The sequence below is a fragment of the Chryseobacterium sp. T20 genome (assembly GCF_047345655.1).
Lineage (GTDB): Bacteria > Bacteroidota > Bacteroidia > Flavobacteriales > Weeksellaceae > Chryseobacterium.
On sequence record NZ_JBLFDU010000006.1, the window covers coordinates 161,732 to 176,868 of the forward strand.

A 15,137-nucleotide genomic window follows, 5' to 3' on the forward strand; every position below is an offset into this window, starting at 1 on the left:
TTATTTAAACAAAAAAACAGAGCAGTACACTCTGTTTTTTTTATATATATGATCATGGTTATCTCAGGGAAAATTCCCTGTGCTTAGCTTTTTGCAGTTATTGGGCACGGTTTTTTTCTTCAAAATTGACTGCTCTGTTATTTGATTTTACTTTCTGATTCCCAAAATTATAAGTGATGCTGAGTGTCATTCTTCTGGCATCCCAATAGTTGTTGAATGACTGTGTGTTATCAGTAAAATACATATCAGCCCTCAATCCGGACTGTCTGAAAATATCGCTTACGGAAAGATTGACCTGAAGAGCCTTTTCTGCAAAGCTCATTTTGATTCCTGCATCCAGACTTGCTGTGTTTTTCACAGAAAAATATCCATCTCTGGAAGGAAGATTATTCCAGTAGTTGACAAATAGCATGAATGTCTTAGCTTTATTCAGCTGGAAGGTATTGTTCAAAGAAAAATAAAATGACTGTCCATTTTTAGCAACCAGATTGAATCTTGTAATCTGAGTTTCATTATAGCTGAAGGAGGTAGAGATATTACTTTCCCAGATTTTGAAATAGGTGTCCGTATAATTGAGGTTGATTCCGTAAACATTCTGATTATAATAGTTTTCATAGGTGCTCACAAGGTTAATCCCATTCAGAAGGGAAATTTGGTCAAAATTATTCGTTGTTCTCTGATAGTAAAGATTAGTAGAAAATTTACTTTTGAAAATATAATTGAATTCAATATTATGATTGAAAGATGGCTGCAGAATTGGATTTCCTGTATAATACGTATTGGGATTAGAATACCATCGGAACGGATCTAAAGCCCGGAAGTAAGGACGGTTGATTCTTCTTGAATAATTAATACTGAACTGATTGTTTTCATTGGCTTTATAAGATACATAAGCTGTAGGGAAAAACTTTCCGTAATTATTTTCTGATTTTGATTGGGTAGTAGGAGAGAAGCCGCTGGTTTGGGTATATTCATAGCGGAGTCCTGCCTTCACAGACCATTTTTCACCAAGGTCCTTACTGGCACTGATATAACCTGCATAATTCTTTTCATGATAATCAAAAAGATTACTCTTTGCTGGATCTATGATATAATCTCCATTAGTGAAATTAAAATATCCAATATCCGAATTATTAGAAAACTGGCTGTATTTCGCACCTGTTTCCAACTGGATTTTTTTGAAATTTAGAGTTAAGTCTGCCTGTCCGGAGTATATTTTGTAATCTACAGAAGAGAGATTTCTAACGATCTGAGTGGCATTACTGGCAACATTTTTTGTTGTAAAATTAACTTCAGTATCGGGTAAATTGCCATAATAATTAGCTCCGAAACTAAGTTTATGCTCACCCAGTTTTTGATCAAAATAGAGATTAAGCATTTGGGTGGTAAAAGGAGAGCGATGCTTTGAATCTGTCTCTGTTTGTAAAGTAGACGTACCATCTGTAAAGTAACTTTGTGCTGAATTGATATCCATATCGGTATGTCCCTTTGTAATATCATATACCAATCCTATATTGGAATTTTTAGAAAGAGAATAGTCAAAATTGGCATTCAGCCCCAGTCCGTCATTCATATCCCTTCTGTCATTTTTGCTGACAGAAGAACTTTGACCTGTTATTTTATAATTTTCTACTGATCTTTTATCTCCGTCATAGCCCATCACCTTTACAGAAGCTTTTATCTTTTCGTTTTGGTAATTTACTCCTGCCACACTGCTGAAACCAGCATAGGTTCTCTGCGTATAATTGGTATTGAGATAACCGCTCCATCCCAGATTCTGATTCTTTTTAAGAACAATATTGATAATTCCGCTGTTTCCCTGAGCTTCATATTTGGCAGGTGGAGTCGTGATCACTTCTATTTTCAAAATATTTTCAGAACGAATATTTCTCAGATAATTGATGAGTTCTGATCCGGAAAGATTGAGCATCCGGTCGTTCACCATTACAGAAACTCCATTTTTTCCGGCAATAGAAAGAAGTCCTTTATTTTCATCCACCTGCAATAAAGGAGTTCCCGCCAGAACTTCAGTCCCTGAACTGCCCTGTGAAAGCATAGAATTCTGGACATTATAAACAAGACGGTCCACTTTACGTTCTACCAGAGCTTTTTTACCATTCACCGTTACGGCCTCAATTTTATTGACATTGGCGGTAGTATCTTTGGTTTGTGCTGCCACAAAAGAAAAAGTAAGGATCGCTATAAATAAGATATGTTTTTTCATGGGATATTAATGACAGATTAAATAATAGTTGTGTTAAATTTCTCTGACAAAAGTATTGGAAGGGCTTTTGAATGGAAAGAGCATTTAGATGAAGGGCAACATTATGCGTGTCAAAAAATTTTCATCGGGAAAAAACAGGTTTTTATCGAAAACAGTAGATGAAGTATCCCCACAGTGATTTATATTTGAATATGACTAAAAAGCAAATTATCTGGCTTCAAATTATTTATTGGGGATTCAATTTTTTTGGAACCGTCATTACCCCTAATTTTTTTGTTCCGGAGACCAACCGTACTGAATTGCATATTCTGAGAATTACCTATTTTATTGTAAAAATTACCACGTTCTATATTTCCTATCTGATTATATTTCCAAAGTTTTTTAAGCTTGAAAAACTGTATTCTGCTGTTTTTGTGTTTATTCTGACACTTGTATGTTTTGCCTCTATGAGATATGCTTTGGAAGAAATGATTCTGCCTTCTACTCTTGGTTTCCGGAATTATGATGAAAAAACAGGGCTTCTTTACTATTTCTTTGATAACATTTATAACAGTTCTCTGACTACTTTTATAGCCGGTATTTTATGGATTCTGGAAAAATATGGAGTAGCGGAAAATGACAAGAAGCAGCTCCTGATTGAAAAGAAGCAGGCAGAACTGCAAGCGTTAAAAACTCAGATCAATCCTCATTTTATTTTTAATTCATTAAATAATATCTATTCTCTTGTCTATCAAAAGTCAGATAAAGCACTTCCTGCCATTGAAGAACTTGGGCAATTGCTGAGGTACAGCACAAAAGATCTTGAAAAAGACTCCATTTCTCTGGATAAGGAAATTGGTTATATTGACAGTCTGATTGCGCTGGAAAAACTTAGGATCAGAAATCCTGAATTATTGCTGATAGAAAAAGATATTCAGCATCCTCAGCTGAAGATCTCACCCATGTTATTGGTTCCTTTCGTTGAGAATGCTTTTAAGCATGGTGATTTCCGTGATAAAGGTTTTGAAATGAAAATTTCTGATCACGATAAGATTCTGCATTTTCATCTTTTGAATTTTAAAACAAAGAAAATGAAAGATACCGTTTCAGGAATAGGAATTCAGAATGTGAAAAAAAGACTGGAAATATTATACCCTAAACATCAGCTTGAGATCCGGGACTTGGAAACAGAATTTATTGTAGATTTAAAAATTGATTTAAGGGATGAATAAGATAAAATGCATTATTGTGGATGATGAGCCGCTGGCCATCTCTCTTCTTGAACATTATGTAGAGAAGATTCCCTTTCTTGAATTGGTATTTTCAACCGAGAATCCTATTCTGGCCTTGGAGTATCTGCAAAAAAATGATTCTGACCTCATCTTTCTGGATATTCAGATGCCTGAGCTTACAGGAATCAATTTTATGAAAATTGTAGGACCTGATCAGAAATATATTCTGACAACGGCCTATTCAGAGTATGCCCTGGAAGGCTATGAGCATAATGTCGTGGATTATTTATTGAAGCCTATTTCATTTGAAAGATTTCAAAAGAGTGTATTAAAGGCTCAGGAGCGGTTTTCTTTTCCACAGGAAGAAAATACCCATTTCTTTGTAAAATCTTCAGGGCAGAGGCATCGTATTGGCTTTCATGAGATTCTTTATATTGAAAGTATCAAAGACTATGTTAATATCAGGACAGCAACTGATGAATTTATTGTTCTGGATACTCTTAAATCTATGGAAAATCAGCTTTCTGAAAAGTTTGTGCGGATTCATAAATCTTTCATTGTCAATCTGGATAAAATAAAAAGTGTTGGAGCTAAAAAGGTGATTCTTTCTGAATATGAGATTCCTATTGGAGAAAGCTATAGAGCGGCGCTTTTGGATAGATTAAAGTGATGGAATATCATGATATTCATTTGAGAGTTAAAGCTTACAGGTTTCTAAAACCTAAGGTTTGGAATATTCACCAAAGTTCAGTTCAAGAAAGTTGAAATAAAAAAGACGACTTCAATTGAAGCCGCCTTTCTATTAATTAATCTAACAATTAATCTTATTTTTCCTGTTGTTTGATCAGATTTAGCGCTGAACCAGCTTTAAACCAATCAATTTGCTGATCGTTGTAAGTATGGTTGGCCATAATGATGTCTTTAGTTCCGTCAGCATGCACGAATTCTAAAGTCAGTTGTTTTCCTGGAGCAAACTGGTCAAGATCTAAGAAGTTAACCGTGTCATCTTCCAGGATTTTATCATAGTCAGCTTCATTAGCGAAAGTGATTCCCAACATCCCTTGTTTTTTAAGGTTCGTTTCGTGGATTCTCGCGAATGATTTTACCAATACTGCTTTTACACCAAGGTGTCTAGGTTCCATGGCAGCGTGCTCTCTGGAAGAACCTTCACCATAGTTCTGGTCTCCCACAACAATTGTTGGAACACCTGCAGCTTTGTAAGCTCTTTGTACAGCCGGAACTTCACCGTATTCACCGGTTAATTCGTTTTTAACTTTATTGGTTTCCATGTTGTAGGCATTCACCGCTCCAATCAACATGTTGTTTGAAATATTATCAAGGTGACCTCTGTATTTCAACCAAGGTCCAGCCATAGAAATGTGGTCGGTAGTACATTTTCCGAAAGCTTTGATCAATACTTTAGCGCCTTCAATGTTTTTACCGTCCCAAGCCGGGAATTCTTCCAATAACTGAAGTCTGTCTGAAGTTGGGCTTACGTTGACAACAACACTGGAACCGTCTTCTGATGGCGCCTGATATCCGTTGTCATCTACCGCAAATCCTTTTGCAGGAAGTTCGAAACCTTTAGGCTCGTTAAGTTTTACCTGTTCACCTGCTTCATTTGTTAAAGTATCCGTAATAGGGTTGAAGTCCAGTCTACCAGAAATTGCTACAGCAGCTACCATTTCCGGAGAAGCTACGAATGCGTGGGTATTCGGGTTACCATCTGCTCTTTTCGCGAAGTTTCTGTTGAAAGAGTGGATGATTGAGTTTTTCTCTCCTTTTTCTGCCCCTTCTCTGTCCCACTGTCCGATACATGGTCCACAAGCGTTGGTAAAGATTCTTGCATTCTCAAATTTTCTGAAAGAATCTAAGAAACCGTCTCTTTCTGCTGTGAATTTCACCTGCTCAGAACCAGGGTTGATTCCAAGGATTGCTTTAGGTTTTACCCCTTTTGATACCGCATCCTCTACAATGGAAGCTGCTCTTGATAAATCTTCATAAGAAGAGTTGGTACAAGAACCGATAAGCGCCCATTCAACTTCTAAAGGCCATCCGTTAGCTTCAGCTTTAGCTCTGAATTCAGCAACTGGTGTCGCTAAATCCGGAGTGAAAGGTCCGTTTAAGTGAGGAGTCAGTTCAGAAAGGTTGATTTCTATTAATTGATCGAAATATTGTTCAGGGTTAGCATATACTTCAGCATCACCTGTTAAGTGTTCTGCAATTGTATCAGCAGCATCCACTACATCCTGTCTTCCTGTAGCGGAAAGATATCTTCTCATTGAATCATCATACCCGAAAGTAGAAGTTGTAGCTCCTATTTCAGCACCCATATTACAGATGGTACCTTTACCTGTTGCGGAAAGAGATTCTGCACCTTCACCGAAATATTCTACGATACATCCTGTACCTCCTTTTACCGTAAGGATTCCTGCTACTTTTAAGATAACATCTTTTGCAGAGGTCCATCCATTCATTTTACCGGTTAATTTTACCCCGATAAGTTTTGGCATTTTAAGCTCCCAGGCCATTCCTGCCATTACATCTACTGCATCAGCACCTCCAACACCGATTGCTACCATTCCTAATCCTCCTGCGTTTACTGTGTGAGAGTCAGTACCAATCATCATTCCTCCAGGGAAAGCATAATTTTCTAGTACAACCTGGTGAATGATACCTGCTCCCGGTTTCCAGAATCCGATTCCGTATTTATCACATACAGAACTCAGGAAGTTAAATACCTCAGAGTTTTTGTTGATCCCTTCCTGTAAATCTTTGTCTGCACCTACTTTCGCCTGGATCAGGTGATCCGCATGAGCAGTAGAAGGAACCGCTACTTTAGGTTTTCCTGCCTGCATGAATTGTAAAAGAGCCATCTGTGCTGTGGCATCCTGCATTGCTACTCTGTCTGGTGCAAAGTCTACATAAGAGTTTCCTCGTTCATATGCTTGTGTAGCATTTCCTTCCCAAAGGTGGGTGTAAAGAATTTTTTCTGAAAGGGTAAGAGGTTTTCCCACGATTTGTCTTGCCGCAGCAATTCTTTCCGGGTAACGCTCGTACACCTTTTTGATCATATCAATATCAAAAGTCATATCGTATTTTAGTTTTGTTCTTTTTTCCGTTAAAGCTTCTTTTTCTATTGGATGAAAAAGAAAAATCACTCTTTTGTACATCAAAAAACGTTCCTATAATCCATAAATAGGGTGTTTTTGACTTTAAAATCAATAGATTTTATAACTTTCAATTTAAGAAAAATTAGAATTTATTTTCCCGATTTTATCGAAAAAAAAACGCAACTATATTAAAATAGAAACGTTCTAAACAAAAAAATGGAAGATTTTAAATCCTAAAAGGACCAAAATCTTCCATTTCTATAGTTTTTAATAGGTCTTTCGACGTATTTATAATCTCTTAGTGAGCGCTTGTACTTGTTAATTCTTTAATAGAAGGAACAAAAGTAGTAAGGTCAATTCCCTCAACAGCAGCTTTATACTCATCAATGCTAGGGATTCTTCCGATAATCGCAGAAAGAACAACAACCGGAGTTGAAGCCAATAGAGATTCTCCTTTTTTACGTTCAGAATCTTCTACTACTCTTCCCTGGAAAAGACGGGTAGAAGTCGCTAAAACAGTATCTCCTTTCGCTGCTTTTTCCTGGTTACCCATACAAAGGTTACATCCAGGACGCTCAAGGTACATTACGTTTTTGTATTCAACACGAGCTTCTCCTTTTGGAGCGTTATCATCAAATTCAAAAGCTGAATATTTTTCTAATAATTCCCAGTCTCCTTCTGCCTTTAACTCATCAATAATGTTGTAAGTAGGAGCTGCTACTACAAGAGGAGCACTGAATTCTACTTTACCTTGTTGTTTTTCAATGTTTCTAAGCATTTGAGAAACGATCTTAAGGTCTCCTTTGTGAACCATACAAGATCCTACGAAACCAAGATCTACTTTTTTCTCACCACCATAGTAAGAAAGATCTCTGATGGTATCGTGAGTATATCTCTTGGAAACATCATCATTGTTTACATCCGGGTCAGCAATCATTGGCTCAACAATTACGTCAAGATCTACAACTACTTCAGCGTAATATTTAGCGTTTGAATCCGGAGTCAAAGCAGGTTTTTCACCTGATCTGATCTCTTCAATTCTCTTGTTTGCTTTGTCAATTAGTCCCTGAAGAACTTTATTGTGGTTATCCATACCCTTGTCGATCATGATCTGGATTCTGCCTTTTGCAATTTCCAGTGATTCGATCAAAGTATTATCTTCAGAAATGTTGATAGAAGCTTTTGCCTTCATCTCAGCAGTCCAGTCTGTAAATGTAAATGCCTGGTCAGCAGGAAGTGTTCCGATGTGAACCTCGATGATTCTACCCTGGAATACGTTTTCTCCTCCAAACTGCTTCAACATCTGAGCCTGTGTAGCATGAACCACATCACGGAAATCCATGTGTTCTTTCATGTTTCCTTTGAAGGTTACTTTTACAGATTCAGGAATTGGCATAGATGCTTCACCAGTAGCTAATGCAAGAGCCACAGTTCCTGAGTCAGCTCCGAAAGCTACCCCTTTAGACATTCTTGTGTGAGAGTCACCTCCGATGATGATGGCCCATTCGTCTACAGTGATGTCGTTAAGAACTTTGTGGATAACGTCAGTCATCGCGTGGTATTCACCTTTCGGATCACGGGCTGTAATCAGACCGAACTCGTTCATGAACTTCATTAGTTTCGGAATGTTAGCCTGAGCTTTTTTATCCCAAACAGAAGCAGTGTGACATCCTGACTGGTAAGCACCGTCAACAATTGGAGAAATCACAGTTGCTGCCATAGATTCAAGCTCCTGAGAAGTCATAAGACCTGTTGTGTCCTGAGATCCAACGATATTTACCTGTACACGAACGTCTGAACCAGCGTGTAAAACTTTTCCTGGTGTAGTTCCCACAGCATTTCTGTTGAAAATCTTTTCTACAGCAGTAAGTCCTTGTCCTTCGTGAGAAATTTCTTTTGATGGAGCAAAAACAACTGGAGCTTCAACTCCTAAAAGCTGAGCGGCAAATGTCTGTAACTTCTTACCAAATACGATAGCATAAGATCCACCTGCTTTGATGAATTCCATCTTTTGAGGAGTGAAAGATTTGGTAAGGTCGATCAATTCCTGATCACCGTTATATAATTTCTTTTCTTTTGTATTGATTGTTAAAACAGTTCCTGTTGCTACTGAATACGCTTCTTCAAGAACGATGTCTCCATTTTCGTTACGAACAGGGTTTCCGTTTTCGTCAACTTTCTTCACCCAGTTTTTAAGGTCGATACCGATACCTCCGGTAACGTCTACTGTGGTAAGGAAAATTGGAGAAATCCCGTTGGTTCCTCCTACAATAGGAGCAATGTTTACGAATGGTACATATGGGCTTGCCTGTTTTCCAGTCCAAAGAGCAACATTGTTTACTCCGGACATTCTTGATGAACCTACACCCATTGTTCCTTTTTCAGCAATAAGCATCACACTTGCATCAGGATGTTGTGCCTGTAAAGCTTTGATTTCTTCCTGAGCTTCAGGAGTGATCATACATTTTCCGTGAAGTTCACGGTCTGATCTTGAGTGCGCCTGGTTACCCGGAGAAAGTAAATCTGTAGAGATGTCTCCTTCACCAGCGATAAATGTTACTACTTTGATTTCTTCTGCAACTTCAGGAAGTTTAGTGAAGAATTCAGCTTTTGCGTAGCTTTCAAGAATTTCTTTTGCAATTTCGTTTCCGCTGTTGAATGCTTCTTTCAGACGGTTTGTATCCGCTTCATAAAGGAAAACCTGAGTTTTAAGAACGTTGGCTGCTTCTTTAGCTGTTGCAGGATCGTTACCTAGAGCAAGATCCAGCAATACTTCAATAGAAGGTCCACCTTTCATGTGAGATAACAATTCAAAGGCATATGCAGGGGAAATTTCTTCTACTACGGATTCACCTAGAATAATTTCTTTTAAAAATTTTGCTTTCACTCCCGCTGCACTTGTCGTTCCGGGTAGTGTGTTATAAATGAAAAATTTAAGAGAATCTGATCGGTCAGCATTACCTGAATCTTTAATTTGTGTAATGATTTCGCTTAGTAATTCAGCCCCATCAATTGGCTTTGGATGAAGCCCTTGGGTTTTTCTTTCTTCAATCTCTTTGATGTAATCCTTATAAATACTCATAATAGAAGGTCTTTCAAAATTAAAGGTAGGCCTGCTTTTTCTTTACCGGTCTGTACAAATACAGTTAATGACATTTTGAGTTCTCGCATTTTGATGCAACATTAACCGAATAAAGTCAGCATAATCTACACTTTTTCAAAAGTTTTTTAAAATTATCAAACAATTCAAAATGTTCCCAAAATTACGAAATTTTACTATTTTATAAGAATGAAATTATTTAGATTCTTTATAAATATGAATTTTATAATATCTATTTTTGGTCGTATTTTTGTAAACAAATGGAGAATATGAAAAATATCCTGAATGTTTTATGTGTTTTTATTTCGATTTTCGTTTTCTCGCAGACCAAATCTGTGAAGAAAGTTCCCGTGAAGAAAGGAACAAAAAGCACGGTTAAAAAAGCAGTTGCAGCTAATAAACCTAATGCTGATCTGGTGGTGATCAACAAAGATCTTCCTGTTTTGATTCCTAAGAAAAAAGGAGATCAGTTCGGGTATGTCAATCAGAATGGGAAATTTATTATCCAGCCGGAATATCATATTGCCGTATTTTTTTATGAAGACTGTAACCTTCTGAATTCTCCTAATGAAAAAGTCAGAAAATTTGGAACAAAAGAATATGCTACTGTAGAAAAAAATATGATTTCTTACCGTATAGATCAGTCTGGAAAGAGAGTATATCAGTTCAAAGAAGCAGATTTTGGAAAGTGTAAGTTTGAAGAATATAAACAACAGCTATTTCAGGCCTATATCCTGAATGGTTTTTACGGAATCATTGAAAAATCAAAGTTTGTGAATGCAGCCGATTACAGACAATATCAGATCTATCCTCAATATCAGTATCTGTTCATTCTGGAAGGGGATGATGTGGCTAATCCTATGATTGTTGCTTCCAATAATGATAAATTTGGAATCATTGATGTTAATAATAAGATTATCATTCCTTTTGAATATTCCAATATTAAACGAAACTTCAGCTGGAAACTGGGCAAGATGTTTGAAGTGACAAAAGACGGCTCGAATTACTACTATATCGATGCGAACAACAAAACGTACTAAATAATTATAAATTATAAATGATGAATGATGAATGATGAATGATGAATGATTCATTTGATAACTCCTATTTTTCATTCCATAACCATCCATGTATCCCGAAACCCAATACCCCGAATCTCGCACCTCGTAACCCACTATCCCGCATCTCGAAACCCTAATTCCAATTCATATATTTTTTGTAATTTTGCGGCTGAAATAAAGGGGTGCTTTAACAGGCTGAGATTATACCCAATGAACCTGGAACAGGTAATGCTGTTTAGGGAACCATTTAAATAATTGATGGATGATTAGCGATAAATGATCGATAAACATCACGTATCATTTACTATTTGTCAATTATCTCATAATCACCCCTTTTATTCATTAAATGTCAAAGATTTATAGAATGAAAGGATTATTTTTTTTAGGGCTTAGTGTAGGCTCTGTAGCTTTTATCCAGGCTCAAAATAAGGATTCCCTAAAGGTCAGGGAAATTGAAGCCGTTAACTTTACCAAAAGACTGCCGGTAGCAAAGGAAATCATCAATGTACAGAAAGATCTGGACAGTAAGAATCTGGGACAGGATCTTCCTATTCTTTTGAAAAATCAAACCTCCATTATTTCTACTTCAGATGCTGGAAACGGTGTAGGATATACCGGTTTCAGAATTCGTGGAGTTTCAGGAAGTGCTATCAATGTCATGATGAATGGTGTTCCATACAACGATTCTGAAAGCCAGGGTACATTTTTTGTCAATGTTCCGGATTTAACAAGTTCTGCCTCACAGATTGTCATTCAGAGAGGAGTAGGAACTTCCAATAACGGGGTTTCTGCCTTTGGAGCAAGTATTAACGTACTTTCTAAAGATCCGGAAGAGAAGTTTTATTTTAAAACAGACGACAGCTACGGATCATTTAATACCTATAAATATTCAGCTGAAATAGGTTCCGGGAAATTCTGGAAAAACCGTCTTTCCGTGATGGGAAGATATACCCATATTCATTCTGACGGATATATAGACAGAGCTTCATCGAACTTACATTCTTATAACTTTACTGCTTTATTTGAAGAAGGGAATACAAAATTGCGTTTAATGGCTTTTGGAGGTAAAGAGAAAACCTATCAGGCCTGGAATGGTATTGACCGAAAGACCTGGGAAACGGATCCGAAATTCAATATTTCAGGAGCCATCTACGATGCCAATTGGGAGAATATTGTAAGTTTCTATGATAATGAAACAGATAACTACAGACAGAATCATTATCAGTTGCTTTGGGAACAGAAATTCAGCGACCGCTGGAATCTTGAAACCACGTTCCACTATACAAAAGGAAAAGGATATTATGAAAATTATAAGCAGGGAAATCTTTTCTCCAGGTACAATCTGCCTAATATCATTGAAGGTGGGCAAACGATAAAATACTCAGATTTTATCAGAAAAAAATGGCTGAATAATGATTTCTACGGAATGGTTTCTACATTGTACGGGAAGTTTGACAATCTGGATCTGAACTTTGGTGCCGTTGTGAATCAGTATTACGGAAGGCATTATGGAAATGTGACGGGAGTATTTTTCCCTCAGATTGATGAAAGCGAATATTACAGAAACCGCTCTGTGAAGAATGAAGTCTCAGGTTTTGCAAAAGCTTTATTAAGAGTAGATAATTTTGAATTCTTTGGTGATTTACAGCTTAGAAAAATTAATTATAATACTAAAATCCTGATGGCAGGTGATGGAGAAGGTGCAGATTTAAGTAAAAACTGGTTGTTCTTTAATCCAAAAGCCGGAGTGAATTACAGAATTGACGGAGGTAAAATTTTCCTTTCATACGCTCACGCTCATCGTGAACCGAACAGAGATGATTTGATGGCGAATAATGATGTGAAAGCAGAAAAACTTCACGACATTGAGGCTGGTTTTGAAAAACAGTTCGGAATTGTTTCGTTGACGGCCAATGTTTATTATATGTATTATGTGAACCAGTTGGTGTTGAATGGAGAACTGAATAACGTAGGAGCATTTATCAGAACAAATTCAGGGAAGAGTTACAGAAGAGGTATTGAAGTTGGTGCTTTGGCCAAATTATCCAAGCAATGGGAGGTTTCAGGAAATGTAACGTTAAGCCAGAACAGAAACCAGGATTTCAATATTCAAAATGGAGATGTTCCTAAGAGCCTTGGAAATACCCAGATTTCATTCTCGCCGAATGTAATTGCCAATCTAAGCCTGAAATTCAATCCTACAAAGAATTTCCAGTTTGCTTTAATGAATCAGTATGTTGGAAAACAATATCTGGACAATACCGAAGATGAAAATCTTCAGCTTAAAGATTATTTCCTGACAGATTTCAATGCTCAGTATCAGTTTAAAATTGCTAATAACGAAATTGCATTAAAGCTATTGGTGAATAACCTGTTCAACAGGAAATATGTGAACAACGGATCTGTTTATGAAGGTCAACCGTATTATTTTTCACAGGCAGGAACGAACTTTATGTTTGGAATAAGCTGGAAAATACAATAGCAAAAGATCAGGAACACGGATATTTAAATTTATAAATTAGTTTTAGCAGTTTTGTCCTTTTTAAGCTTAAAAAAAGGAGTTTAAATAGTCGTATTCCTTTTTTTGTACAAAATAATCAAAAGGCTGCTTCGGCAGTCTTTTTTATATCCATTAAATATTACAAAAAGTCCCGAAAAAGTTATAAATTTGCTGCCAAATGAATATTTCAGCATATATTTTAGAATACTTAAAACAATTTGGAACTGCCACAGTTCCAGGCTTTGGGGTGTTTTCACTGAAAAATTCTAAGGCAATTATTAATTCTGAAAACGGGAGCATTCTGCCTCCGGCCAGTCAGATTGAATTTACAATAGATTACGAAGTACAGACTGAAGATCTTGCTGCTTTTATTGCAGAACAAAAACAGATGTCTTTGGAAGCTTCGAAAAGTGATCTTAAAATTCAGACTGATTTTTGGAAGAAAAAACTTCAGGCCGAACAGGTTCTTGAAATTCAAAACCTTGGAACAGTCTTCATTGAAGAAGGGCACACTCATTTCAAGGGGAAAAGAATAGAATCCGGACGCCCGGACTTTTACGGATTGGAAGAAATCAGATTCTCAGATATCAATAACGGGGAAAAAGTGAATGCCACAGTGAATCGCGAAAAGGATTTTAAATTCAAAAAAACAATTCTTTGGATTTTCCTTCTGGTTATTCCGGTTCTTGGAATTTTATACCTGGCGTTTACCCAACAGGAACTTCTTTTTGGAAAAAAATCTTTCAATAATGTTTCTGTACAAACCTCTACCCATAGAATTGTAAAAGATACGGTGAAAGTGATGGTACATACCCCGGAAACACCTGTTTCAGATTCTTTGAAAAAAGATTCATTAGTAAAACCTGTCGGAAAAGGAATGAAATCTACTCCGGCTGTCCCAAACAACACTAAGACTAGATGGCAAAAATAAAAAAAGCGTCAGAATCTCTGACCATTATGACCAATATCGTTCTTCCGAACGAAACCAACTCTTTAAGAAACCTTTTCGGTGGTGAACTTCTGGCAAAAATGGACCGTTGTGCGTCTATTTCTGCAGCAAGACACTGTGAAAGAAGAGTAGTAACAGCTTCTGTAAACCACGTATCTTTCAACCATCCGATTCCGGAAGGAGGTGTAGTGGTATTGGAATCTAAAGTTTCCAGAGCATTCTCTACTTCCATGGAAGTGTATGTAGATGTGTGGTTGGATGACCCAATTAATCAGAAGAAAATTCATACCAATGCAGGGATTTATACTTTCGTTGCGGTGGATGAATTCAACCGTCCGATTCCTATTCCGGAAATGATTCCTGAAACAGAGGAAGAAAAAGAAAGATTTGCAGCAGCATTCCGTAGAAAAGAACTTTCATTAATTCTTTCCGGAAGAATGAAACCTTTGGAATCTGTAGAGCTTAAGAAATTATTCCAGGAACCGCAGGAGTCTAAGAAAGACAAGAAATAAAACACAAAAAACACAAATGACGGGCACAAATTTTCACAAATGGTTTGTGCTTAGTCAGATGAAAAAAAATAAGCAAAATGGGTATTTCAGAAAATGATATATCAAAAATTGTTTATGAAGCAGGGTATATAGTTCATAAGTCGCTGGGACCAGGACTTTTGGAAAGCGCTTATGAAGAATGCCTGTTTTATGAATTAAGTAAACATGATATTCTTGTAGAAAGACAAAAACCTATGCCATTAATTTATGATGAGGTTAAAATGGATGTTGGTTATAGGCTTGATTTTTTGATCGAGAAAAAATTTGTGTTGGAAATAAAATCCATAGAATCATTACAGGATATTCATTTAGCGCAAATACTTACCTACCTTCGCCTAAGTAATTGTAAACTTGGGATGTTGATCAACTTCAATACACTTCAGTTTAAAAATGGTGTTAAGAGAGTAATTAACGGTACTTTATAATTT

The 15,137-nt window shown here is 36.8% G+C and carries 10 protein-coding genes and 1 riboswitch; of the genes, 7 read left to right on the forward strand and 3 right to left on the reverse strand.

All coding sequences use genetic code 11. The annotated features are described in order from the left end of the window. Nucleotides 1–97: 97 nt before the first annotated feature. Nucleotides 98–2,224 (reverse strand): TonB-dependent receptor domain-containing protein, encoded by a 2,127-nt coding sequence (locus tag ACMA47_RS15350; protein WP_413930457.1) that lies wholly within the window; start codon nt 2,222–2,224, stop codon nt 98–100. A 191-nt stretch (nt 2,225–2,415) separates the two neighbouring features. Here ACMA47_RS15350 and ACMA47_RS15355 point away from each other — a divergent pair, with 191 nt between their 5' ends. Both ACMA47_RS15355 and ACMA47_RS15360 read left to right on the forward strand, forming a co-directional pair. Continuing rightward, complete coding sequence (locus tag ACMA47_RS15355; protein WP_413930458.1) at nt 2,416–3,435, forward strand: sensor histidine kinase; 1,020 nt, start codon at nt 2,416–2,418, stop codon at nt 3,433–3,435. Then, nucleotides 3,428–4,105, forward strand: a complete 678-nt coding sequence (locus tag ACMA47_RS15360) for a LytR/AlgR family response regulator transcription factor (protein ID WP_413930459.1) — start codon at nt 3,428–3,430, stop codon at nt 4,103–4,105. Before ACMA47_RS15355 ends, ACMA47_RS15360 begins: the two co-directional genes overlap by 8 nt. Before the next feature lie 154 nt (nt 4,106–4,259). Here the strand turns inward: ACMA47_RS15360 and ACMA47_RS15365 are convergent, their stop codons facing one another. Next, the gene (locus ACMA47_RS15365) at nt 4,260–6,527 is read right to left on the reverse strand and encodes an aconitate hydratase (protein WP_413930529.1); all 2,268 of its coding nucleotides are present in this window, start codon (nt 6,525–6,527) and stop codon (nt 4,260–4,262) included. 319 nt (nt 6,528–6,846) lie between these two features. Further along, on the reverse strand, nt 6,847–9,630 hold the full coding sequence (locus ACMA47_RS15370) for a bifunctional aconitate hydratase 2/2-methylisocitrate dehydratase (protein ID WP_079243471.1): 2,784 nt from the start codon (nt 9,628–9,630) through the stop codon (nt 6,847–6,849). 278 nt (nt 9,631–9,908) lie between these two features. Between ACMA47_RS15370 and ACMA47_RS15375 the strand changes: the two genes are divergently transcribed. The 5 genes from ACMA47_RS15375 (at nt 9,909) to ACMA47_RS15395 (ending at nt 15,134) form a co-directional block, all read left to right on the forward strand. Next, nucleotides 9,909–10,688: a WG repeat-containing protein gene (locus ACMA47_RS15375; RefSeq protein WP_413930460.1), complete on the forward strand. Its 780-nt coding sequence runs from the start codon at nt 9,909–9,911 to the stop codon at nt 10,686–10,688. 189 nt (nt 10,689–10,877) lie between these two features. Beyond that, nucleotides 10,878–10,969, forward strand: a riboswitch (TPP riboswitch). A 104-nt stretch (nt 10,970–11,073) separates the two neighbouring features. Beyond that, nucleotides 11,074–13,191, forward strand: a complete 2,118-nt coding sequence (locus ACMA47_RS15380; protein WP_413930461.1) for a TonB-dependent receptor — start codon at nt 11,074–11,076, stop codon at nt 13,189–13,191. A 196-nt stretch (nt 13,192–13,387) separates the two neighbouring features. Continuing rightward, complete coding sequence (locus ACMA47_RS15385) at nt 13,388–14,140, forward strand: hypothetical protein (protein WP_413930462.1); 753 nt, start codon at nt 13,388–13,390, stop codon at nt 14,138–14,140. Continuing rightward, complete coding sequence (locus ACMA47_RS15390) at nt 14,128–14,670, forward strand: acyl-CoA thioesterase (protein ID WP_034692538.1); 543 nt, start codon at nt 14,128–14,130, stop codon at nt 14,668–14,670. The genes ACMA47_RS15385 and ACMA47_RS15390 overlap by 13 nt, the downstream gene beginning before the upstream one ends. A 77-nt stretch (nt 14,671–14,747) precedes the next feature. Continuing rightward, complete coding sequence (locus tag ACMA47_RS15395; RefSeq protein ID WP_413930463.1) at nt 14,748–15,134, forward strand: GxxExxY protein; 387 nt, start codon at nt 14,748–14,750, stop codon at nt 15,132–15,134. Nucleotides 15,135–15,137: the final 3 nt, after the last annotated feature.

Coding starts and splice junctions, on each gene's coding strand:
- ACMA47_RS15385 (WP_413930462.1), top strand. CDS start 13,388: ATGAATATTTCAGCATATATTTTAGAATACTTAAAACAATTTGGAACT.
- ACMA47_RS15370 (WP_079243471.1), bottom strand. CDS start 9,630: ATGAGTATTTATAAGGATTACATCAAAGAGATTGAAGAAAGAAAAACC.
- ACMA47_RS15395 (WP_413930463.1), top strand. CDS start 14,748: ATGGGTATTTCAGAAAATGATATATCAAAAATTGTTTATGAAGCAGGG.
- ACMA47_RS15375 (WP_413930460.1), top strand. CDS start 9,909: ATGGAGAATATGAAAAATATCCTGAATGTTTTATGTGTTTTTATTTCG.
- ACMA47_RS15380 (WP_413930461.1), top strand. CDS start 11,074: ATGAAAGGATTATTTTTTTTAGGGCTTAGTGTAGGCTCTGTAGCTTTT.
- ACMA47_RS15390 (WP_034692538.1), top strand. CDS start 14,128: ATGGCAAAAATAAAAAAAGCGTCAGAATCTCTGACCATTATGACCAAT.
- ACMA47_RS15365 (WP_413930529.1), bottom strand. CDS start 6,527: ATGACTTTTGATATTGATATGATCAAAAAGGTGTACGAGCGTTACCCG.
- ACMA47_RS15360 (WP_413930459.1), top strand. CDS start 3,428: ATGAATAAGATAAAATGCATTATTGTGGATGATGAGCCGCTGGCCATC.
- ACMA47_RS15350 (WP_413930457.1), bottom strand. CDS start 2,224: ATGAAAAAACATATCTTATTTATAGCGATCCTTACTTTTTCTTTTGTG.
- ACMA47_RS15355 (WP_413930458.1), top strand. CDS start 2,416: ATGACTAAAAAGCAAATTATCTGGCTTCAAATTATTTATTGGGGATTC.